The 21,706-nt window shown below is 53.9% G+C and carries 17 protein-coding genes; 8 read left to right on the top strand and 9 right to left on the bottom strand.

Going from position 1 to position 21,706, the window contains the following annotated elements; all coding sequences use genetic code 11:
* Positions 1–16: 16 nt before the first annotated feature.
* The gene (locus tag GNT65_RS00460) at positions 17–1,900 is read right to left on the bottom strand and encodes a choice-of-anchor I family protein (RefSeq protein WP_244952058.1); all 1,884 of its coding nucleotides are present in this window, start codon (positions 1,898–1,900) and stop codon (positions 17–19) included.
* 232 nt (positions 1,901–2,132) lie between these two features.
* Between GNT65_RS00460 and GNT65_RS00455 the strand changes: the two genes are divergently transcribed.
* From GNT65_RS00455 to ilvN, 4 genes are all read left to right on the top strand, one after another.
* Entirely contained in the window at positions 2,133–3,020 is an 888-nt protein-coding gene (locus tag GNT65_RS00455) for a class II glutamine amidotransferase (RefSeq protein ID WP_160793180.1), read from the top strand.
* A gap of 206 nt (positions 3,021–3,226) precedes the next feature.
* Positions 3,227–4,447 (top strand): multidrug effflux MFS transporter, encoded by a 1,221-nt coding sequence (locus GNT65_RS00450; protein ID WP_160793179.1) that lies wholly within the window; start codon positions 3,227–3,229, stop codon positions 4,445–4,447.
* Positions 4,448–4,835: 388 nt separating this feature from the next.
* Entirely contained in the window at positions 4,836–6,557 is a 1,722-nt protein-coding gene (locus GNT65_RS00445) for an acetolactate synthase 3 large subunit (RefSeq protein ID WP_160793178.1), read from the top strand.
* A complete protein-coding gene (gene ilvN / locus GNT65_RS00440) occupies positions 6,557–7,051 on the top strand; it encodes an acetolactate synthase small subunit (protein WP_011865573.1) in 495 nt (164 codons plus the stop codon). Before GNT65_RS00445 ends, ilvN begins: the two co-directional genes overlap by 1 nt.
* 99 nt (positions 7,052–7,150) lie before the next feature.
* Here the strand turns inward: ilvN and GNT65_RS00435 are convergent, their stop codons facing one another.
* Positions 7,151–7,603 (bottom strand): excinuclease, encoded by a 453-nt coding sequence (locus GNT65_RS00435; protein ID WP_239880846.1) that lies wholly within the window; start codon positions 7,601–7,603, stop codon positions 7,151–7,153.
* Between the two features lie 319 nt (positions 7,604–7,922).
* Here GNT65_RS00435 and GNT65_RS00430 point away from each other — a divergent pair, with 319 nt between their 5' ends.
* Positions 7,923–8,843 carry a LysR family transcriptional regulator gene (locus GNT65_RS00430; protein ID WP_160793177.1) on the top strand — a complete coding sequence of 307 codons (921 nt, stop codon included), beginning with the start codon at positions 7,923–7,925 and terminating at the stop codon, positions 8,841–8,843.
* A 74-nt stretch (positions 8,844–8,917) separates the two neighbouring features.
* Here GNT65_RS00430 and GNT65_RS00425 read toward each other — a convergent pair whose 3' ends face one another.
* The 7 genes from GNT65_RS00425 to GNT65_RS00395 all read right to left on the bottom strand — a co-directional run bounded on the left by GNT65_RS00425 (position 8,918) and on the right by GNT65_RS00395 (position 17,833).
* Positions 8,918–9,505 carry a cytochrome c3 family protein gene (locus GNT65_RS00425; RefSeq protein WP_160793176.1) on the bottom strand — a complete coding sequence of 196 codons (588 nt, stop codon included), beginning with the start codon at positions 9,503–9,505 and terminating at the stop codon, positions 8,918–8,920.
* A gap of 10 nt (positions 9,506–9,515) precedes the next feature.
* Positions 9,516–9,995 carry a nitrate reductase cytochrome c-type subunit gene (locus GNT65_RS00420; RefSeq protein ID WP_160793175.1) on the bottom strand — a complete coding sequence of 160 codons (480 nt, stop codon included), beginning with the start codon at positions 9,993–9,995 and terminating at the stop codon, positions 9,516–9,518.
* An 11-nt stretch (positions 9,996–10,006) separates the two neighbouring features.
* On the bottom strand, positions 10,007–12,496 hold the full coding sequence (gene napA, locus GNT65_RS00415) for a nitrate reductase catalytic subunit NapA (protein WP_160793622.1): 2,490 nt from the start codon (positions 12,494–12,496) through the stop codon (positions 10,007–10,009).
* A 2-nt stretch (positions 12,497–12,498) separates the two neighbouring features.
* Positions 12,499–12,756 (bottom strand): chaperone NapD, encoded by a 258-nt coding sequence (locus GNT65_RS00410; RefSeq protein ID WP_144199404.1) that lies wholly within the window; start codon positions 12,754–12,756, stop codon positions 12,499–12,501.
* 39 nt (positions 12,757–12,795) lie between these two features.
* Positions 12,796–12,954, bottom strand: a complete 159-nt coding sequence (locus tag GNT65_RS00405; RefSeq protein WP_082035670.1) for a periplasmic nitrate reductase, NapE protein — start codon at positions 12,952–12,954, stop codon at positions 12,796–12,798.
* A 418-nt stretch (positions 12,955–13,372) separates the two neighbouring features.
* Entirely contained in the window at positions 13,373–17,248 is a 3,876-nt protein-coding gene (hrpA, locus tag GNT65_RS00400) for an ATP-dependent RNA helicase HrpA (protein WP_160793174.1), read from the bottom strand.
* A 168-nt stretch (positions 17,249–17,416) separates the two neighbouring features.
* Positions 17,417–17,833: a CBS domain-containing protein gene (locus GNT65_RS00395; protein WP_160793173.1), complete on the bottom strand. Its 417-nt coding sequence runs from the start codon at positions 17,831–17,833 to the stop codon at positions 17,417–17,419.
* A gap of 342 nt (positions 17,834–18,175) precedes the next feature.
* Between GNT65_RS00395 and hyaA the strand changes: the two genes are divergently transcribed.
* From hyaA to cybH, 3 genes are read left to right on the top strand one after another with little or no spacing between them, the layout of a single operon-like run.
* Positions 18,176–19,312 carry a nickel-dependent hydrogenase small subunit gene (gene hyaA, locus GNT65_RS00390; protein ID WP_160793172.1) on the top strand — a complete coding sequence of 379 codons (1,137 nt, stop codon included), beginning with the start codon at positions 18,176–18,178 and terminating at the stop codon, positions 19,310–19,312.
* Between the two features lie 4 nt (positions 19,313–19,316).
* Positions 19,317–21,023 (top strand): nickel-dependent hydrogenase large subunit, encoded by a 1,707-nt coding sequence (hyaB, locus tag GNT65_RS00385; protein ID WP_160793171.1) that lies wholly within the window; start codon positions 19,317–19,319, stop codon positions 21,021–21,023.
* 10 nt (positions 21,024–21,033) lie between these two features.
* Positions 21,034–21,705 (top strand): Ni/Fe-hydrogenase, b-type cytochrome subunit, encoded by a 672-nt coding sequence (gene cybH, locus GNT65_RS00380; RefSeq protein ID WP_160793170.1) that lies wholly within the window; start codon positions 21,034–21,036, stop codon positions 21,703–21,705.
* The last annotated feature ends 1 nt before the right edge of the window (position 21,706 follow it).

The following is a 21,706-nucleotide window of genomic DNA, read 5'->3' as shown; positions in this document are numbered from 1 at the left end:
CGGTCTATGCCTAATTTCACTGCAGCGACAGCTGATACACGCTGGTACTGCCGCTCACCTCGTTGCCTATGATCAGCAGTGGCTTGCCATTCGGGCTGTCGGTTGCGGCCACAAAACTCATGCCTTCAGGGCCGAGATCCCCCGCCGCCTCGGGCGAACCTGTGATATCACTGCCATCGATCTCGAAGCCGACCTCGAAGTCACGATTGACCACATAGTCGACAAATTTCACCGCGAAGGGATTGGTGATCTCATAGATCATGAAGCCTGAGGTGCGCTCCAGGCCGATGAAGGCATACTGCTTACCCTCTATCTCACCAATGGCCAGCGCCTCGGGCTCTGCGCCCTTATCGTCACTCCGGCTGTCGCCCTTATTCTCTTCATTATGGTTATTGAAGTTCATCCCCAGAAGCGCAGACGTGATGCGAGAGAAATCGCTGCCGCTGTCAAACACCTGCTGACCATTTTGATCCCAGATTGAGAATGAGCGACCGCCATAGGCCACTATCTTGTCAAAATCGCCGTCGCCATCTTCGTCCCCCATTGAGGTGGTCACCTTGAGTCGCGCCAGCTGCGTCTTATCTTGGGCCGCAGCAAATTGCGGATGATTGGGATCGAGCAGGAGATCGCCGGCGCGCACCTCTTCTGAGAAGCCGCCATAGTCGCGAGAATCCCCCTCGTTGGCCGTCACCACAAAGTCGCTGCCATGCCACTGGTAGCTGGCAATCGTATCGGGCTGATACAGGCCAACCACCCCCGGGTAGTCCTTAATATTGACCCTGTCATCCTTATCGCTGGCATCGATCGCGTTTTTTGCTAAGCCAAAATCCTTATAGCCGAGGGGCCAGATGGCCTTGACCGCTTTGTTGGCAATGTCGATCACCGCGATGGCGTTGTTTTCCTGCAGGCTGACATAGGCGAGCCTATCGTCTGGCGATACGCTGATATATTCTGGCTCCAAGTCTTGCGCCCGGCTGGCACCCGGACCGTTGATCTTGATGTCACTGGAAAGCTCGGCTTCGCGCGCGCCGCCAAGATTAAAGTCACTAAAATCCAGCAGGGTCGCGCTGGTCGCTGGCATACCATCGGTCACGGCTATCATGGCCACTGTGCCCAGCGGATCGACGCTGTAATCGTCGCTGGGCTCACCTTCGCCGGCCACCAACACCTGCTTACCATCATGGCTGAACACTAGGTTGTCTGGCAGCGCACCTACCTCGACACCATGGATGAGGCTGGCTTCGCCTGCGCTATCGATACGATAGAAGGCGACATAGCCCATCCCCTGCTTGCTGTTACCCGCCTCGTCGCCGCGCTCTATGGCCACCGCCAGTAGATTGTCATGAATAGCCAGGCTGTTGACACCACCAAGACGCTGCAGGCCAAGATCTTTTGCTACATCCAGCACTGCCAGCTTTGGCAGATTATTGAGCAGCAATGCATCGCTCCCTGCTACCGGGCTAGTGGCTAAGTTGGCCGCATCGACGATATCCACCATGCCGCTCTGGGCATTCACCACGAAGATGCGCTTACTCGCCACATGAAAACCGACGATCTCGGCGGCACTCTGACCATAGACGCCGGATTCATAACGGCCAACCAGCTCGGCGCTAAGCCCAGACACTAGCTCACGGCAAAGGTATTGGGTCTGCTCGGCGTTGACTTCATCATTATCCAGCACGCCGTTGCCATTGAGATCTAGGCCTGTCTGTATCATCTGTCCACCGAGTGGACACTCACCGTCACCCGCAGGCAATTGGGTAAATGCAACCAGACTATTCGTACCGTTTGTGCCATTGCTGCCATCTGTGCCATCTTTGCCGTCATCGCCGCTGCAGGCCGTCAGGCCCAAAGCTGCCACGACCAAAGCTATCGTTGTTTTCTTCATCTTGTTATTCATTGCCTAATCCTTTTGAATGCCCTGAGTACGCCTAAGTAAACTCCGCCAAAAGACAGATAAATAGGCTATAAATTGCGCTAAGCTAAGGCCGGGATAAGACGAATTCATGACGTGAGCATGACAGTTTAACGACAGGCAAGGGAGAAAATTGGCCTGAGGCGTAAATTTCCCTTTGTCGCCCGTGTGATCCGCGCTAGATTTTGAGTCGGTATGATTTCGGATATAAGAGTCCATGTGCAGATTTTTAACCTATAGCGGTCCCAAGGCGCTGATGTCACCGCTTATCTTTAAGGCCTCAAACTCACTGGTGATGCAGAGTAAATACGCCCAGAAACGTAAGGTGCCCACCAACGCCGACGGCTTTGGCCTTGGCTGGTACCCCACTCAGGATGATCCTATCCCGGCGACCTTCGTCAACGTGGATCCCGCCTGGAGTAACCGTAACCTCAAGATGATCGCCGAAAAGGTGGAAACCCGGCACTACTTCGCCCATGTGCGCGATGCCTCCAAGGGGATGCCGGTCAGCCAAGCCAACTGCCACCCCTTCTCCTGCATGCATTACCTGTGGATGCACAACGGTCGACTGGATCAGTTCGACAGGTTTCGTCGTCAGCTGCTCAATCAACTCTCGGATCGCGCCTTTGCCTTAATCAAGGGCAACACAGACTCTGAATATGCCTTCGCCCTCTTCATGGACAAGCTGGAATTTGCCGAGCAGGCCAGTCTGAGCCAGCTGGAACAGGCGATGGAGGCGACTATCGCCTGCATTATGAGCCTGCGACGCGCCGCAGGCGCCGACACCAACGCCTTCATCAACTTTGCGGTCACCGACGGCAAACACACGGTCGTGACCCGTTTCGCCACACTGGAGGGCGTCAAACCCGCCTCCCTCTTCTTCGGTCGTGGCAAGGTTAACGAATGTCAGGAGGGGATCGAATTTATTCCCCACACGGAAGATGTTCAGGACGGTGAGCAGGCCTGTATCATCATCTGCTCCGAGCCACCAACAGAGCAGAGCGAGCACTGGACCAAGGTAGAGCGTAACCACATGATCAGTGCCGTCGGCAACGAGCGGGTGAGTCAGCGCAAGATTGAGCTGCCGTTTCAGTCAGCGCTTTAACCCAGGCCCCTATATTGCTCACGCGCGGGCGTTGCCCGCCTAGCAAGGTTTTGTTACAAATCGACTCACCCTGCATTAGCCTGAGCGCAATAAAGCATTAGCCAAGGCATGGCGAGATCCCGTACAATCGATCTTCTCCCAGATAACATCCCCATCACCTGTTATCACCCCCAAAAATTGTCTTTTATCCGTCACAAGAGGTATGAGTGAACAAAGCGTCGATCCCGTCATCTGAGCTTAAGCAACAAGGCATCCCTAATCTTGCCCTGTTGATCCCCATGTTATCGGCCATCGTGGCCATCACGCCGCTGGCAATCGACATGTACCTGCCAGCCATGTCGACCCTGGCCAACAGCTTCAACTCCAGCGTCACCACAGTGCAGCAGTCACTCAGTCTCTACCTGGGAGGTTATGCCCTGGGCATGCTCACCTTCGGCCCTATCGCCGACCGCATCGGCCGTCGCCCCCTGGTGATCTTGGGTCTAACGGGCTTCATGTTGATCAGCCTGGCACTGGCCTTTGTGACACGGGTTGAGATCTTCCTGGGACTCAGGTTTATACAGGCCTTTATCGGCGCAGCCGCGACCGTGGTGGTCCCCGGCTACATCAAGGAGGTCTATGGTAAGAACACCGCCAAGGGGATGTCCTATGTCAGCCTGATCATGATGCTGGCGCCGCTTATCGCCCCCACCATAGGCAGCCTGATCCTCGAACTGGGCGAATGGCACCTGATCTTCTTCATCTTGGCCTGCTACGCCAGCCTGCTGCTCGGCCTGGTATTGACCAAGCTGCGTATGCCCAGCGATTCGCAAACTGGCGCACGCAGTCAACGCTCTTTCTTCGGCGCCTACGCCGTGGTATTCACCAAGCCGGGCGTCAAGCTGCATATCGCCAGTGGTGTGATGACGTCGTTTGCCTTTTTCTGCTACCTCACCGCCTCGCCGTTCGTCTATATGGAGGTATTTGGTCTGGATAAGAGCCTGTTTGCGATCCTGTTTAGCACCAATGTCGGCGCCCTGATGCTGGCCAATGTGATCAACAGCCGCATCGTAGTCAAATATGGCTCGCGCCGCATGCTCAAGGTAGCCACCCTGCTGGCAGCCATCGCCGGCCTTGGCCTGTTAAGCGTTAATCTGCTGGGGCTTAGCTATCACTTTACCGTTGCGGCGCTCATTCCCTTCATGGGCTTTTTGGGCGTGATGTCGGTCAATGCCGATGCCATAGTCTTGATGAAGTTTCAGCAAGAAACCGGCACGGCCACGGCGGTAATAGGCACCCTGAGATTTGGCTTTGGCGCCCTTGCCGGTCCCCTATTGGCGCTCTTCTACACGGGCACGGCGGTGCCCTTCTCGGCGCTCATGCTAGGCGCCGTGCTGCTGGTGGCTCTGTGTCAGTTTTTAGCTCACTCTCAACAAAATCTGTCCTAGAGTCTCTCAGCGCAAACAAACGCCGCCCGGCAGCACATTAGGGCGGCGCTTCGTCACTAGGACTCGTGTTTGAGACTAAAGTCTAACACCCCTGAGTTTCCCCCCTCGACTCACCACCAAATCCCACCAGATGGCCTCTTCCCCCCGGCTCTGCTACCGCTTCGATGTTGAGTTTTACTCAACTTGGCAAAGTTTGCTCACAAAAGGCTTGAATTCATTCATCTATTGAATATGATGAAATTCTGTTCATTGGCAACAGTCACCCCAAGCAGACCGCTTTAGGGTGAAGCGCGAGTCTGGATTACCCTCCAGACTCTATGTTTAGAGCGATTACCGTCGCTGTATCAAGATACTGCATACCGTCGCGGTAACTTAAGAGGGATCACCAATGGAAAAACTTTCCGGCGCCAGCATGATCGTCCGATCATTAATCGATGAAGGCGTTAAGCACATTTTCGGCTACCCAGGTGGCTCGGTTCTCGATATTTACGATGCCCTGCACCAAAAATCCGGCATAGAACACATTCTTGTGCGCCACGAACAGGCGGCCGTACACATGGCCGACGGCTATGCCCGCGCCACCGGCAAGGTAGGCGTGGTACTGGTCACCTCGGGCCCAGGCGCCACCAACGCGATCACAGGGATCGCCACCGCCTATATGGACTCGATTCCATTAGTTGTTCTCTCGGGTCAGGTACCCAGCAACTTAATTGGTAATGATGCCTTTCAGGAATGCGACATGATAGGCATCTCCCGCCCAGTGGTGAAGCACAGTTTCCTGGTGACAGACGCCAAGGATATTCCGGCCATCATCAAGAAGGCGTTTTATATCGCCTCCACCGGGCGTCCCGGCCCTGTGGTGGTGGACATTCCCAAGGATTGTCTCAACCCACAGATATTACATGAGTATCAGTATCCCGATGCGATCAACATGCGCTCCTATAACCCGACCACTACCGGCCATAAGGGACAGATCCGCCGCGGCCTGCAAGCCCTGCTAAAGGCCAAGAAGCCGGTGCTCTATGTGGGCGGCGGCGCGGTGATCTCCGGCGCCGATAAGCAGATCCTCGCATTGTCTGAGCGTTTGGGCCTGCCTGTGGTCAACACCCTCATGGGGCTGGGCGCCTTTCCTGGCACCCACGCCAACAGCGTCGGCATGCTGGGCATGCACGGTTGTTATGAGGCCAACATGGCGATGCACAACGCCGACCTTATCTTCGGTATCGGGGTGAGATTCGATGATCGCACCACTAACAATGTGGAAAAATACTGTCCCAATGCCACCATATTACACATAGATATCGACCCCTCCTCTATCTCCAAGACGGTTAGGGTGGATATCCCTATCGTGGGCTCGGCCGACAGGGTGCTTAACGACATGCTGGCCCTGCTAGACAATGAGCCATCGATGAAAAACGATGAAGGCGCTATCGACTACTGGTGGAGCGAAATCAATCAGTGGCGCAGCCGCAACAGTCTGGCCTATGACACCAATAGCGAGCGCATCAAGCCCCAGCAGGTGATCCAGACCCTGCACAAGCTGACTAATGGCGATGCCTATGTGGCCTCGGACGTGGGTCAGCATCAGATGTTCGCCGCCCTCTATTATCCCTTCAACAAACCAAGACGCTGGATCAACTCTGGCGGCCTGGGCACCATGGGCTTTGGCCTACCAGCCGCCATGGGGGTGAAGATGGCCAAGCCCGATGAGACGGTTATCTGCGTCACGGGTGATGGTTCCATCCAGATGAATATTCAGGAACTATCGACCGCACTGCAATACGATACGCCGGTTAAAATCATCAACTTAAACAACCGTTTCCTCGGTATGGTGAAGCAGTGGCAGGATATGATCTATTCTGGTCGTCACTCCCACTCCTACATGGACTCAGTGCCTAACTTTGCCAAGATCGCCGAGGCCTACGGCCATGTGGGCATGACCATTAGCGATCCGGCCGAACTGGAAGCCGGACTCGAGAAGGCCCTTGCCATGAAAGACAAGCTGGTCTTCGTCGACATCAGCGTCGATGAGACGGAGCACGTCTATCCAATGCAGATCCGCGGTGGCGGGATGAATGAAATGTGGCTAAGCAAGACGGAGAAAAGCTAATGCGTCGAATTATTTCTGTATTACTCGAAAACCAGCCCGGCGCCCTATCCCGCGTGGTAGGCCTTTTCTCACAGCGTGGCTACAACATCGAGAGCCTGACGGTAGCGCCCACCGACGATGTCACCCTCTCCAGGCTAAACATCACCCTGGTGGCCGACGAGGCGGTGCTGGAACAGATTGAGAAACAGCTGCATAAGCTCATCGACATTCTCAAGGTGTCCAACATTACTGAATCCAGCCATATCGAGCGTGAACTGGCGCTGATCAAGGTGAAAGCCAAGGGGGCGGGTCGAGAAGAGGTGAAGCGCACCGCCGATATCTTCCGCGGTCAGATAGTAGATGTCACCTCTGAGCTCTACACCATTCAGATGGCGGGCACCTCGGATAAACTCGATGCCTTCATCGCCGCCATCGGCGAGGTCACTAAGGTGATCGAGGTCTCGCGCTCCGGCGTGGTCGGCCTGTGCCGCGGCGAGAAGGCGATGCGCGCCTAAACGAATATCCAATCGTTAGCGACTCATCGCTAAAGATAAAAACGCCAGCAATTGCTGGCGTTTTTATTAACTCTGCTCAAGAGCCGACACTAAGCTAACCTAGTTAGTACTCTCTGACAGCTTGACCACCTCACCGGTGAGCGCCACACCCGCCATCAGGGCGCCTGCGCCGCACTGGAAGGTCTCTTCGCTCGAGGTTAGGTTGTTCTTGTAGTTAGACTTGATATTCACCACTGCATTGCCGCCCTGCTTCACGGCGCTGTTTTTAAGGGCGATCATCGCCGACAGAAAAACCCATTCACAGGCTTCCTGATCTGACTTATTAAATGCATTGGTCTTCTTGTTGGTCTTCAGCTCACCCAGTTTCTGCACCGGCTCACCATAGGCCTGCTCGCCAAAGTAGAAGCTGACGTCACTACCCAGCTTGGCCTTGGCCACATCTGAGTTAAGCACAGAGGCGATGTTATAATTGCCGACATCATCTCTGGCAAAGGCCAGCGGAGAACAAAGGGTCAGAGAGGTCAAACCTACAAGCAGTATCTTTTTCATCATAACAAATTCCGTTGAATTGGCATGAGTTACCCCCACGCCACGCACTAGTTCAAACTAGCACTTCCATTAACATTACCAGACTGACAACGCGTCAGCGTCCAACTTATCTTCCCGGCGCTAGGCTGGCCCAACTCAAACATAGATGGCCAAAGACAAGCGTCATGGGAATCGACGAGCATAACCAACTCCATGGCTAAAGGTAAATAGGTAGATAGGTAGATAAACAGATAAATAGGCAAACTTTGAGATTGGACTACCTAAAACCCTATCGGCTGGCTATCATGGCAGCAGTTAAGGCCATCCCCAAACGGAAATCCCATTGAAAGCATTCGACTTTAACCTGCTTCCCCTGCTGGAGGTGTTGCTGGAAGAGCAGAGCGTCACGGCCGCCGCTGAGCGACTGCATCTAAGCCAATCTGCGGTAAGTAAACAGCTCAACAAGCTCAGAGACTCCTTCGACGACCAGCTATTCGAGCGCACCGCCCACGGTCTGCGCCCGACCCCCAAGGCCAAACAGCTGGGGCCGGAGATCCGTCAAATCTTGAGTCAGGTTTCCTCCCTCACTCGGCCCAGCGACTTCGAGCCCTCCAAGAGCCATAGACGCTTTCGCCTCGAGTTGGTGGAGACAGCCTATTCGCTAACCTATCCACGCTTCATGCCTAAGCTGCTCAAGCAGGCACCTAAGATCACCATAGACAGTCAGACTTGGCACAACGAGAGCATGGAGCGGCTACTACGCTGCGACACGGATCTGGGGATCGCCTGCCGGGAATGGGACGAACGCTCGCTGCAGCATGTTAATAATCTGCCGAGTGCCCTGCGCTACGTCGAGCTGACCCGGGACATCTCTCTCTGTCTGGTACGCGAGGGGCACCCGCTGCTTAATGAAGAATGGAACCTCAATACCTTTCTCAAATATCGCCACCTTCAGGTCACCTTCGGCGGTATCTCCCACTGGCTGCTGGATGATGTGCTGCAGATAAAGCACCTCAAACGGGACATAGCCGTCAACCTCACCGATTTTAACAGCGCCATGCAGCTATGTGAGCAGAGCGATCTCATCCTCTGTTCGCCCGCAAAATACGCTAAGGAGATGATGGGCCAATATAAACTGGTCTCATTGCCAGCCCCCACACAAATGGTGCCTGGCACCTACCTGCTGCTCTGGCATAAACATTTCGATCTCGACCCCAGTCATCGCTGGCTTCGGGAGTTAATCATCGACTCTGTGCAAGGGTAAGAAACTTGAGAAAGGCCCATAAAAAACGCCAGCGAGATGAAGGCTGGCGTTTTGCTTGGAGATGGAATCTTAGCCTAGAAGCCTTCGACCCCTTTCATATCAGGTAAGTGGTGAGCAATACCCTTATGACAATCGATACAGGTCTTCTCGCCGCTGGCCAAAGATGTGGAGTGCATATTGGCCGCACGTGTCGATTGACGAGTAAAGTCCATGTAGTCGAAATTGTGACAGTTACGACATTCAAGCGAATCGTTGGCCTTCAGTCGTTCCCATTCATGCTCGGCCAATTCGCGGCGCTTGGCCTCAAATTTGTCACGAGTGTTAATGGTGCCGAATATCTTGCCCCATACCTCTTTAGAGGCCTGCATCTTACGGGCTATCTTATCAGTCCAGTTATGGGGGACGTGACAATCCGGACAGGTCGCACGCACGCCACTGCGGTTGGTAAAGTGTATCGTCGACTTGAGTTCCTGATACACATTATTTTCCATCTCGTGACAACCGATACAGAAGGCTTCCTGGTTGGTAGCTTCCAGGGCGGTGTTAAATCCCCCCCAGAAGATCACCCCGGCGACGAAGCCACCTAAGGTGAGGAAACCTAAGCTGAAATGCACGCTGGGTTTTCTTAACACCTGCCAGATTTTCTTTAACTTATCTAACATACGGCCGCTCCTAGTGCTTAACAGCTTCAGCTTTAATCAGGTGGTCGATATCGATAAATTCATTATCGACCATGGTTTTCGCATCCAGCTGTGACACATGGCACTGAGTACAGAAATAGCGACGTGGAGACAGATTCGCTAAGAAGTTGTTTTCCCTGTCCATGTAGTGAGTGACGCTGACCATAGGTGCCTGTGAATCCCCGACACGCTTACGAGCGTGGCACGACATACACTTATTGACCTTAAGGTCTATCTGATAACCGTCGATCTTATGGGGGATCACCGGCGGCTGCATCGGATAGTTACGCACCTGCTTAACGTCTGTGTTACGCACCTTCTGCATCACAGGCGGCGTCGGGTTAGTGTCGAGCGGCGCCTGCCTGAGGGTGGCAACCTTCTCATCGGGCACGCTGGCAGCCATGCTGCTAAAGGTCGCGCCGACAGAGAGAGTCACCAGAGTCGCCAAGGTTACAAGTTTCAATGATTTCATGGTGATTCTCCTTATGCCTTAACTACTTTAACTGCGCACTTCTTAAAGTCAGTCTGTTTAGACAAAGGATCCGTCGCATCGAGCGTCACCTTGTTAATCAGCTGGCTAGCGTCGAACCAAGGCACAAAGACCAGACCGACTGGCGGCTTGTTACGGCCACGGGTCTCGACACGTGTCTTGATCTCACCACGGCGAGAAACCACCTTCACCTCATCGCCACGACGCAGGCCGCGTTTCTTGGCATCATCTGGATGCATGAAGCAGACAGCATCTGGGAAGGCGCGGTACAGCTCAGGCACTCGCTGAGTCATAGAACCTGAATGCCAGTGCTCTAGCACACGGCCAGTCGATAACCAGAGGTTAAATTCTTCATCTGGCGACTCGGCGGCAGGCTCATATGGCAGCGCGTAGATAACCGCCTTACCATCTGGCTTACCGTAGAACTGGAAGCCTGTACCTGGTTTCACATAGGGATCGCTACCTTCGCGGAAGCGCCACTTGGTCTCTTTACCGTTAACCACAGGCCAGCGTAGGCCGTGCACCTCATGATAGGTATCGAAGTCCGCCAGGTCATGGCCATGGCCGCGACCAAAGGTTGCGTACTCTTCAAATAGGCCCTTCTGAACATAGTAACCAAAGTGCTTGGCTTCATCGTTCATATACTTAGGATCGGCCTGCTCGAGTGGGAACTTATCCACGTTACCGTTTTGGTAAAGTACCTGGAACAGTGTCTTGCCCTTATATTGCGGGTTAGCCGCTAACACCTCTTTTGGCCAGACTTCATCTGTGGTGAAGCGCTTAGAGAACTCCATCAACTGCCAAAGATCTGAGCGGGATTCGCCCGGTGCTTTCACCATCTGATGCCAGAACTGGGTACGACGCTCGGCGTTACCATAGGCGCCCTCTTTCTCAACCCACATGGCGGTAGGTAGGATAAGGTCGGCGGCCTGTGTGGTCACAGTTGGGTAGGCATCAGATACCACGATGAAGTTTTCAGGGTTACGATAACCAGGTAAGCCCTCTTCGTTAATGTTAGGACCGGCCTGCATGTTGTTGTTCACCTGCACCCAGTAAGCATTGATGTCACCATCTTTGAGGCGACGGTTCTGCTCAACCGCATGGTAGCCAGGCTTAGGTGGAATGATGCCATCCGGGATCTTCCAGATCTTCTCGGCAATCTTTCTGTGCTCTGGGTTCTTCACTACCAGGTCTGCAGGCAGACGATGTGAGAAGGTACCCACTTCACGGGCGGTACCACAGGCAGATGGTTGTCCTGTCAGCGAGAATGGGCTGTTACCCGGCGTCGAGATCTTACCCGTTAGCAGGTGAATGTTATACATCAGGTTGTTACACCACACACCACGGGTATGTTGGTTGAAGCCCATGGTCCAGAATGAAGTCACCTTGGTATTTGGATCGGCGTAGAGTTTCGCCAGTTCAATCAGCTTGTCTTCCGGCACGCCAGAAAGCTTGCTGACAGAGGTTACATCATAGTCGGCGACGAAGGCCTTAAAGGCATCAAATTCGATCGGTGTAGACTTACCGGCGGTCTTAACGTTCTTGGCTTTCTGTTGCAGTGGGTGGCTTGGACGCAGGCCGTAGCCGATGTCGGTTTCACCCTTGCGGAAGTTAACGTGCTTATTGACGAAATCCCAGTTTACCGCATCGTTTTGAATGATGTAGTTGGCGATAAAGTTCAAGATAGCCAGATCTGTCTGTGGCGTGAAGACGATACCCAGATCGGCAAGGTCGAAAGATCTATGGGTAAAGGTGGATAGTACTGACACCTTCACATGGGGCGCGCTCAGACGACGGTCGGTAACACGGCTCCATAGGATGGGGTGCATCTCGGCCATGTTGGACCCCCAAAGCACGAAGGCATCGGCGTTCTCCATGTCATCATAACAACCCATAGGCTCATCGATACCAAAGGTACGCATGAAGCCACCTACCGCAGATGCCATACAGTGACGGGCGTTAGGGTCGATGTTGTTAGAGCCAAAACCTGCCTTCATCAGCTTAGAGGCGGCATAACCTTCCCAAACGGTCCACTGACCAGAACCAAACATACCGATTGCGGTTGGGCCCTTCTTCTTGATGGTCGCCTTCCACTTCTCGGCCATGGTGTCGAATGCAGTGTCCCAGCTCACAGGTGTGAATTCGCCATGCTTGTCATACTTGCCGTTGGTCATACGCAGCATAGGCGTCTGTAGTCTGTCCTTGCCGTACATGATCTTAGACAGGAAATAGCCCTTGATGCAGTTAAGACCGCGGTTCACCTCACTCTCGGCATCACCGTGAGTCGCAACCACCTTACCGTCACGGGTGGCAACAATCACAGAACAACCTGTACCGCAGAAACGACATGGCGCCTTGTTCCACTCAAGTTTAGTCTGCTCGGAACTGGTAATTAGGTTGCTTGCCGTCGCAGGCAAGGCTAAACCAGCCACTGAGGCAGCGGTCATGGCCGCATTTGCCTTCATAAATTCGCGTCGATTCATCTTCATTTTTCAACCTCTTCAAGCACTTCACTCTGGTGATACACCATGGCTGCGGACAGCACGCCCTCAATCTTGTTGATCGTCTCAATATCAGCCATCAGGCCCTTCTGGGTCATGCCTTCCAGCACAACCACCAACTTGACCTCATCGTTAACAGACAACTCTGCGTTTTCCATCTTCATAATTGTCTGTCTGACACTGGACATAAATTCAGGTTTAACCTGAACCACTAAACTGGTGACGTGAAGTTCATTGCTCATTGACATTTTCACTCTTAATAATTGTTCGATTACAGTGGGTTAACCTGCACCTGGTGGGCCGGTGAATATCTGGCTAAACCAGATAGCAAAGCCCAAACCAGATACGAGTAACACTGACAGCAGGGGAGCAAGAAAAACGGTTAGAAACACAAATATTTTTAGCTCTAAACTTTTCTCTTCATTAGATGTGGAACTCATGCATCCTCCAACGGGTCATGCCGGTTTTCATAGCAGATAAAGTTGGTTTACTTCTGGTTGGATTGTGTCAATCAAACATCAAAGACCATACTTTTCTTCCTGTTATTTATGGTATCAATATCTTCTTAACATTCTGTATACCCCTAAATCGGTAAACTATATGCAGATTTGATCTGGATCATCCTTTTATTACGGATAAAACCTAGATCACTTCTCCTACACAGCAATTTCGATTGAGAAAGCAACAAAATGAATAAATTAGCTATTCATAAACAACTAAAACATAGACTCAAAATCGGGATTTCGTAAGTCAAAATGTGATCTAAATCGTAAAAATATATCAATGGGGGTAGTGGGAAAATTTAAGAACATAAAAAAGCACCCGTTGCGGGTGCTTCTTGTGTCTTTATGACAAGCATCAGGCCTCGGCGATGCGATTGAGGATGCGTTTCTCAGAGATAGGATAGGCGGTGCCTAACACCTGGGCGAAACAGGAGACGCGATACTCCTCTATCATCCAGCGGGCCTCCTGCAATGCCTCGGGTACTGCCGCGCTGCGGGGCACCTTGGCCAGTTGCGCCGCCAGGGTCTGCTGCACATTATTGATGCTGTGCAGATGCAGGCGATCACGGTTTGGATCCACGGGAAGCTTATCTAAGCGATTGTCTATCGCCTTGATATAACGGATTAAATCTGCCAGGCGCTGCCAACCGCATTGTTCGACAAAGCCCTTAAACACCAAGTTATCCAGCTGAGTCTGGATATCGCTCATGGCAAAGGCGATATCCAGGCTGATCTTGCCCTTGAGACGCTTCTTCACCTTCTGATACAGGGTCAGGATCTCCTCCACCTGCAAGGCGATCTTGGCCGCCGTGGGGTTGAGGTCCTGACGCACCACATCTTTAGCCTGCTCGAACTGCTCGGCACTGCGTACATCAAGCCCCTTCTCATCCAGCAGCTGCTGCACCGCCGCCGACAGGATATCGTCGATCAGGTACTGCACCTGGCCAAAGGGATTGAAGTACATGGCCAGCTTTGCCTTATTGGGCAGGGTGTTCTGCAAGTGCTTCACCGGCGATGGCATGTTGAGCAGTAACAGGCGCTGCAGGCCCGCCTTGTGGCAGCGACCGGCCTCATGCTCATCATCAAACAGCTTGATGGCAACGCTATCCTTGTTGTCCACCAGCGCCGGGAAGGCCTTCACCTGGAAGTTACCCCGCTGCTTCTCATACTGCTTGGGCAGATCGCCAAAGCTCCACTGGGTCAACTCGCTCTTCTCTATGCCGCTCTCGGCCACGTTACGGATCGCCTGGGTCACCTTGCCCTGCAGCTTATCCTTTAACTGCTCGAGCTCCCTGCCCTGAGCCAGCAACTTGCCCTTATCATCTTCTACCTTGAAGTTGATCAGCAGGTGCGGTGGGAGCTGAGTGAGATCGAAATCATCGGCTGAGATACGCACGCCGCTCATGCGCAGCAACTGCTTACACATGGCGTCGAGCAGGCTCATCTCACTATTGGTCATTGCCTGCAAGCAGGCTCTGGCATAATCCGGCGCCGGTACGAAGTTGCGTCTGAGCGTCTTAGGCAGTGACTTGATCAGCGCGGTGATCTTCTCTTCCCGCAGGCCTGGCACCAACCAGTCGAAGCCTTGTGGCTCTATCTGGTTAAGTAGCGCGACGGGCAGGTGCACTGAGACGCCGTCATCAACATCTGCCGGCTCGAAATGGTAACTTAGGGGCAGATTAAAGTTGCCCTGATGCCAGCTGTCGGGGAAGTCCAGGGCCGAGACATGATCGTCGCTGCGCTTCATCAGCTGCTCACGCTCGAAGTCCAGCAGATGGGGCTGACGCTTCTTCTCCTGCTTCCACCAGGTCAACAGCTTAGGGGCGTTATAGATCCCCTCGGGGATCCGCGCCTGATAGAAGTCCACCAGCGCCTGCTCATCCACTAATATGTCGCGGCGACGAGACTTGTGCTCCAGTGCCTCGATATCATCGATTAGGGCGCGGTTGTTGACGAAGAAGGCTTCCTTGGTGCGCAGCTCCCCTTCGGCCAGCGCGCTGCGAATAAAGATCTCGCGGGCCTCCACGGGATCGACCGGGCCATAATGTACCCGGCGGCGATTGACTATGGTGAGGCCATAGAGCTGTTGATTCTCCAGCGCGACCACACTGCCCTGCTTGGCCTCGAAATGGGGCTCCACATAGCTCTTCTTCACCAGGTGGTTGGCCAATGGCTCAACCCATTCCGGCTGGATCTTGGCGACGCAGCGGGCAAATAGACGCGAGGTCTCGGTCAGCTCGGCGGCCATGATCCATTTAGGCCCCTTCTTGGCCAGCGGCGAACCGGGGAAGACGAAGAACTTGCGATTGCGCGCCCCCAGGTACTCGTTATCCTTATCCTTGAAGCCGATATGGCTCAGCAGGCCAGTCAGCAAGGATTTATGCAGCAGCTCATAGTCGGCGGGCTCACTGTTGAGCTTCCACTTAAGATCATGCACCGCCTGTCGAAGCTGAGTATAGAGGTCCTGCCATTCGCGCACCCGCAGATAGGCCAAAAACTCCTGCTTACACAGCTTGCGGAACTGGCTGGCGGACAGCGCCTTTTGCTGCTCCTTGATGTGATCCCACAGCTTAACCCAAGCCATGAAGTCAGAGTCCTTGTCGTTAAAGCGTCTGTGGGCCTCATCTGCGGCCTGCTTCTTATCCATAGGACGCTCGCGGGGGTCTTGAATCGACAGGCCGGCGGTGATCACCAGTGTCTCATGTAGGCAACCAAACTCCTTGGCCTGTACCACCATGCGCGCCAGGCGTGGATCCACTGGGATGCTCGCCAGCTGACGCCCGAGCGGCGTCAGTTGCAGCTGCCCCTTATGTTTGCGCACCGATTGCAGCTCTTCCAGCAGCATGAAACCGTCGCGGATATAACGAGCATCGGGCGGCTGAATAAAGGGGAAGCCTTCGATATCACCCAGGCCGATGGAGAGCATCTGTAAAATCACTGATGCCAGGTTGGTCCTGAGGATCTCGGGGTCGGTAAACTCGGGGCGATTGTTAAAGTCCGCCTCGTCGTAAAGACGAATACAGATCCCCGGTGCCACACGGCCACAACGCCCCTGACGCTGGTTGGCGCTGGCCTGAGAGATAGGCTCAATCGGCAGGCGCTGCACCTTAGTGCGGTAGCTATAGCGGCTGATGCGCGCCGTCCCCGGATCGATCACATACTTGATGCCTGGCACGGTTAATGATGTTTCCGCCACGTTGGTGGCCAGTACTATGCGGCGTCCGCGATGACTCTTGAACACCTTAGACTGCTCACCGTAGGAGAGACGAGCATAAAGGGGTAAGATCTCGGTATCGCGATACTGCTGTTTGTTAAGCTGATCCGCCAGGTCGCGGATCTCACGCTCGCCATTGAGGAAGATGAGGATATCTCCAGGCCCTTCGGCCATCAGCTCCTCCACCGCGGCGAAGATGCCATCGGTAAGATCCAGGTCTTCATCCTGCTCGCGAACCAGAGGACGATAGCGGGTCTCCACCGGATAGGTACGGCCCGATACCTCTATCACAGGCGCATTGTTGAAATGCTTGGAGAAACGGTCCACGTCTATGGTGGCCGAGGTGATGATCACCTTAAGATCCGGGCGGCGCTTGAGCACGCTCTTGAGGTAACCTAGGATGAAGTCGATATTCAGGCTTCGCTCGTGGGCCTCATCGATAATGATGGTGTCATACTGGTCCAGGTATTTGTCTGAACTCAGCTCCGCCAGCAAGATACCATCTGTCATCAGCTTGATGTAGGAGGTCGGCTTGATGGCATCGGCAAAACGCACCTTAAAGCCAACGACCTCGCCCAGGGGGCTGTTTAACTCTTCGGCCACACGGGTTGCCACGCTGCGGGCCGCCAGTCGTCTTGGCTGAGTATGGCCAATAAGGCCGCGGGTACCCAGGCCAAGCTCGAGACAGATCTTTGGCAGCTGAGTCGTCTTACCCGAGCCTGTTTCACCGGCCACAATCACCACCTGGTTGCCCGCTATCGCCTCGGCTATCTCGCCACGTTTCTGCGACACAGGCAGGGCATCGGGATAACTGATCTTTGGACAACTCTGCAAGCGCTCCTGCACCCTGGCCGCGGCGGCAATGGCCTGCTCTTCTAACTGGGCCAGCGCCGCATCTTTCTGCTCGCCATCGGCTTGTTTTTTCACTCTATGAAGACGGCGTTTGATGCGAGAGGCATCGGCCTGAAAACACTGGTTTAGGAAGGCATGAGACAGGGGGTGACGTGGCGAATTCAAAGGAAAAACCCATATAGCAAAACACAAAGCAGGGATCCTACCAAGTAACGCGCCATTTTGATATGGAAAATCACCCCAAGAGGGCGAATTTGTTCACCTCTTTACCGGCAGATACCACTGGGCATTGTCGATTAAATTGTCGATAAAAAGGTGAACATAAGCATCAACTTAGGCAGGCTTAAGGTAACACTCCTGCATTGAATTGTTGATCGCCTTAAGCACGGCATTTCTATCTATGATGCCAACCACCCTGCCTTGGTCGATCACAGGGTAGATCTTCGGCTTAGGCAGCAGCATCTGCTCGGCCAGACTGATGATGGGCTCGTCCTTGGAGACGCTAAGCACATCGGTGCGCATGCAGTCACTCACGTTAGCGGTGAGATCGCAGTGATAAGTACTCTTTAACATTACGGCTAAACAATCTTGTTGCGACAAAAATCCCACCAAATGACCCTGTGCATCGACCACGGCTGCGCCTAGTTTTTTTTGTGACAGCAGCTTCTCGACCGCGGCTGCCAGTGTCATATCTGCCTGTAATAACACCGGCTGGCGATCCATATAATCAACGACTTTCATCGATTCCATATTCTGACTCCTTAATCGTGTCCGCACCTTAAGTGTAATTAAGGTTGGTCTAAAAAGCCGAAGTTTTAACCGATTTTATTTATAAGCAAACAAAACAAACATTTATCTAACATCGGTAAAATTTGATGCAGATCGAATCCCACCAAAAAATGAGACATTTTGTCCCACATTTTTAAATAAACATGATCCAGCTCATACCAATTGAAGGTGGAAAGCCCCTGCGAATCACAAGGTTTCTAAATGTTGACATACATCAACAATCGCACCGAGTTTGAGGCCTAAACTAAGTTACTGAATCGTGCCACTACATTTTCGCATCAAAATGAAAACAAAGGGTTAACCATGGACACACATGCCGCCTTATACCAACAAGGCCAAGCACGCCTCGAAGAGTTACGTCGCTTAGCGCCTCGTCATGCTCATACATTGCAAGACAAGATGGAAGAGCATGGCATTACCCGCCGAGACTTTATGAAATGGAGCGCCGCCGTCACCGCCATGTTAGCGTTGCCGCTCCCCTTTAGCACTCTGGTTGCCGAAGCCGCCGAATTGGCGGATCGCGTGCCACTGATCTGGTTGCACATGGCGGAATGTACCGGCTGCTCAGAATCTCTGGTTCGTGCCGATACTCCTAACCTCGACTCGCTGATCTTCGACCATGTTTCATTGGAATACCATGAAACCCTGATGGCCGCCGCCGGTTGGCAAGCCGAAGAAAACCTGGAACACGCACTGGAGGCCTACAAGGGTAACTACCTGCTGGCCGTAGAGGGTGCCATCCCCACCGCCAATAACGGTGCCTTCCTCACCGTTGGCTGTAAGGGTCACACCGGCCTTGAGATCATCCACCACGCCGCCGAAGGCGCCGCAGCGATCGTCTCTGTAGGTACCTGTGCCTCCTTCGGTGGTGTACAGGCTGCCGCTCCTAACCCAACCGGTGCCAAGGGCGTCGACAAGGTGGTCAACAAGACAGTGGTCAACCTGGGTGGCTGTCCACCAAGCGAGAAGAACATTGTCGGCACCCTGATGTATTTCATCATGTTCGGCAAGCTGCCAGCACTGGATATGTTCAACCGTCCTAAGTGGGCCTACGGCGCACGGGTTCACGATAACTGTGAGCGTCGCGGCCGCTTCGACGCGGGCGAGTTCGTCGAGCAGTTTGGCGATGAAGGCGCGAAAGAAGGCTACTGCCTCTATAAAGTGGGATGTAAAGGGCCTTATACCTATAACAATTGCCCCACAGAAAGATTCAATCACCACACCAGTTGGCCGGTACTTGCGGGTCACGGATGTATGGGCTGCTCCGAGCCTAACTTCTGGGACGACATGGCCGACTTTGAAAAACCCCTTGGCAGACAGCTCCTTCACGGACTGGACGCAACGGCCGATACCGTCGGCGCAGTGATCTTGGGTGCCACAGCTGTAGGTATCGGCGCTCATGCTGTTGCCAGCGTATTTGCCAATTCGAAGGAGGACTAATTCAATGAGCAAACGTGTAGTTATCGACCCTATCACTCGTATCGAAGGCCATCTGCGCGTCGAGGTCGAAGTCGACGAAAATAATGTTGTTCAAAAAGCCTGGTCCTCCTCCACCCTGTGGCGCGGCATCGAGGTGATCCTCAAGGGCCGTACGCCGATGGACGTTGGCCTGATCGTGCAGCGTATCTGTGGTGTCTGTACCTATTCACACTATCGTTGTGGTACCGAGGCGGTGGAAAACGCCTTAGGGGTGAAGATCCCGCTTAACGCCAAATACCTTCGCTCGCTCATGCAGACATCCCTCTACATGCATGACCATATAGTGCACTTCTACCACCTACACGGCCTGGACTGGGTAGATGTAGTCTCGGCGCTGAATGCCGATCCGGCCGCCGCCGCACAAGTGGCCCTCAAGTACACAGACAAGCCTATCGCCGCCGGCGAGGGTGAACTGCGCGCGGTACAAGAGCGCGTCAAAGGCTTCGTCGAAACCGGTAAGCTCGGCCCCTTCGCCAACGCCTACTGGGGCAACGGCACCTATAAGTTTACCCCTGAGCAGAACCTGATCGCCCTGTCTCACTACCTCAAGGCACTGGAAGTCCAACGCGTTGCGGCCGAGATGCTGGCCATCTTCGGTGGTAAGCAGCCCCATCCACAGTCACTGGTCGTCGGTGGTGTCACCTCGGTGCGCGACATGTTAAGCCCTGCCCGTCTGCAGGAGTGGAAACAGAAGCACGCCATAGTGACCGACTTTATCCACCGTGCCTATAAGGCCGATATCGTCATGGCGGCCGAAGCCTTCGGCGGCGAGCCTAGCGTGCTGGGCGGCGTCAATGTGAAGAACTTCCTGGCCACCAACGACTTCGTGTTGGCCGACGGACAGTACATGTTCGACCAGGGCGTGATCATGAACGGCGATCTGGCCAATGTCACCGACATCAACCCGGATCTGATTAAAGAAGACGTGAGCCACGCCTGGTACGATGCCAACGAGCCACAGCATCCTTATGACGGTACCACAGTGCCTAACTACACAGGTTTTGTGGAGCGCGACACCGTCTACGGCAAGCTGCCAACCCTGGATGGCGACGGCAAGTACAGCTGGGTGAAGTCGCCTCGCTACCAAGGCGAGCCGGTGGAAGTGGGTCCCCTCTCTAGCCTGTTGGTCAGCTACGCCCGCGGCAACAAGGTGGTGGTCGATGCGGTTAACGGCCTGCTGGAAGTCACCGGTCTGCCGGTTGAAGCCCTGTTCACCACCCTTGGTCGCACCGCGGCGCGCATGCTACAGACTGTGATTGTAGCCGAAGAGGGTCTCAAGACCTTCGATGCCCTGATCAACAACCTGTTGGTTGACGAGTCTACCTATGTGCTACCAGAGATAGATCCCAACAAGGAGTATGTCGGCCACGCCATGATCGAGGCGCCGCGCGGCATGCTCAGCCACTGGATCCGCATCAAGAACGGTCTGGTGGAGAACTATCAGGCGGTGGTCCCCACTACCTGGAACGCTGGCCCTGTGGACGCCGCCGGTAAGGTGGGTCCTTATGAGGCAGCACTGATGGGACTCAAGCTAGAAGATCCGACTAAACCACTGGAAGTGATACGTATCATTCACTCGTTCGACCCATGTATGGCCTGTTCGGTACATGTGATGGACTATAAGGGTCAAGATCTAGGTGAGTTCCGTATCGACCCAAACGGCAATAACTAAGGAGCAACTCATGGCTACAACCAATGTACCCTATGAGAGAGCCTTTATCTTTAGCGCCGCGATCAGGATTTTTCACTGGTTGCGAGCGCTCTCCATACTGGTTCTTGTGATCACAGGCTTCTATATTGCCTGGCCCTTCTTGGTAGCGCCAAGCAGCTCGGATGTACTGGTACAGGGATGGGTGAGGTTCGCCCACCTGATCTTCGGCTTCGTGCTGTGTGCCATCACACTCGCCAGGGCCTATCTGTTCTTCTTCGGCAAGAGCGACATAGAGCGGCGCTCCTTTAAGGACGTCACCAGTGTCAACAGCTGGATAGTGCAGCTTAAGTCCTATCTCTGGATGGGACACCTGGACAAGAAAGGCGTTTACGGCCCCTTGCAGTTTGTCACCTACTTTGCCGTATCAGTGATTGCAGTGCTTATCTGTATCACGGGCCTGGCATTGTATGCCAATGTCTATCATCTCGGCCTCGGCGGCATGTTAGGCGACATGGCAGCATGGTTGACAGGCGCCATGGGTGGACTGGCCCAGGTGCGGATCTGGCACCATTACTTTACTTGGGTGTTTATTATCTTCGTGGTGATCCACGTCTATATGGCGGTTTGGACCGGCATCAGATTTAAACATAATTCGGTAGATTCCATCGTCTCTGGCTATGACTACCATCCTAAGAAACACTAAA

Source organism: Shewanella insulae (genome assembly GCF_009831655.1).
GTDB classification, from domain to species: domain Bacteria; phylum Pseudomonadota; class Gammaproteobacteria; order Enterobacterales; family Shewanellaceae; genus Shewanella; species Shewanella insulae.
This window is presented reverse-complemented; position numbering and strand designations above follow the sequence as displayed.

Bases quoted from the DNA above. Each gene is read 5' to 3' on its own strand.
- GNT65_RS00435 (WP_239880846.1), bottom strand. From the start codon at position 7,603: ATGATGAAAAAGATACTGCTTGTAGGTTTGACCTCTCTGACCCTTTGT.
- GNT65_RS00405 (WP_082035670.1), bottom strand. From the start codon at position 12,954: ATGAGTTCCACATCTAATGAAGAGAAAAGTTTAGAGCTAAAAATATTT.
- GNT65_RS00460 (WP_244952058.1), bottom strand. From the start codon at position 1,900: ATGAATAACAAGATGAAGAAAACAACGATAGCTTTGGTCGTGGCAGCT.
- napA (WP_160793622.1), bottom strand. From the start codon at position 12,496: ATGAATCGACGCGAATTTATGAAGGCAAATGCGGCCATGACCGCTGCC.
- GNT65_RS00410 (WP_144199404.1), bottom strand. From the start codon at position 12,756: ATGAGCAATGAACTTCACGTCACCAGTTTAGTGGTTCAGGTTAAACCT.
- GNT65_RS00395 (WP_160793173.1), bottom strand. From the start codon at position 17,833: ATGGAATCGATGAAAGTCGTTGATTATATGGATCGCCAGCCGGTGTTA.
- ilvN (WP_011865573.1), top strand. From the start codon at position 6,557: ATGCGTCGAATTATTTCTGTATTACTCGAAAACCAGCCCGGCGCCCTA.
- GNT65_RS00420 (WP_160793175.1), bottom strand. From the start codon at position 9,995: ATGAAATCATTGAAACTTGTAACCTTGGCGACTCTGGTGACTCTCTCT.
- cybH (WP_160793170.1), top strand. From the start codon at position 21,034: ATGGCTACAACCAATGTACCCTATGAGAGAGCCTTTATCTTTAGCGCC.
- GNT65_RS00445 (WP_160793178.1), top strand. From the start codon at position 4,836: ATGGAAAAACTTTCCGGCGCCAGCATGATCGTCCGATCATTAATCGAT.
- hyaA (WP_160793172.1), top strand. From the start codon at position 18,176: ATGGACACACATGCCGCCTTATACCAACAAGGCCAAGCACGCCTCGAA.
- hyaB (WP_160793171.1), top strand. From the start codon at position 19,317: ATGAGCAAACGTGTAGTTATCGACCCTATCACTCGTATCGAAGGCCAT.
- GNT65_RS00455 (WP_160793180.1), top strand. From the start codon at position 2,133: ATGTGCAGATTTTTAACCTATAGCGGTCCCAAGGCGCTGATGTCACCG.
- GNT65_RS00425 (WP_160793176.1), bottom strand. From the start codon at position 9,505: ATGTTAGATAAGTTAAAGAAAATCTGGCAGGTGTTAAGAAAACCCAGC.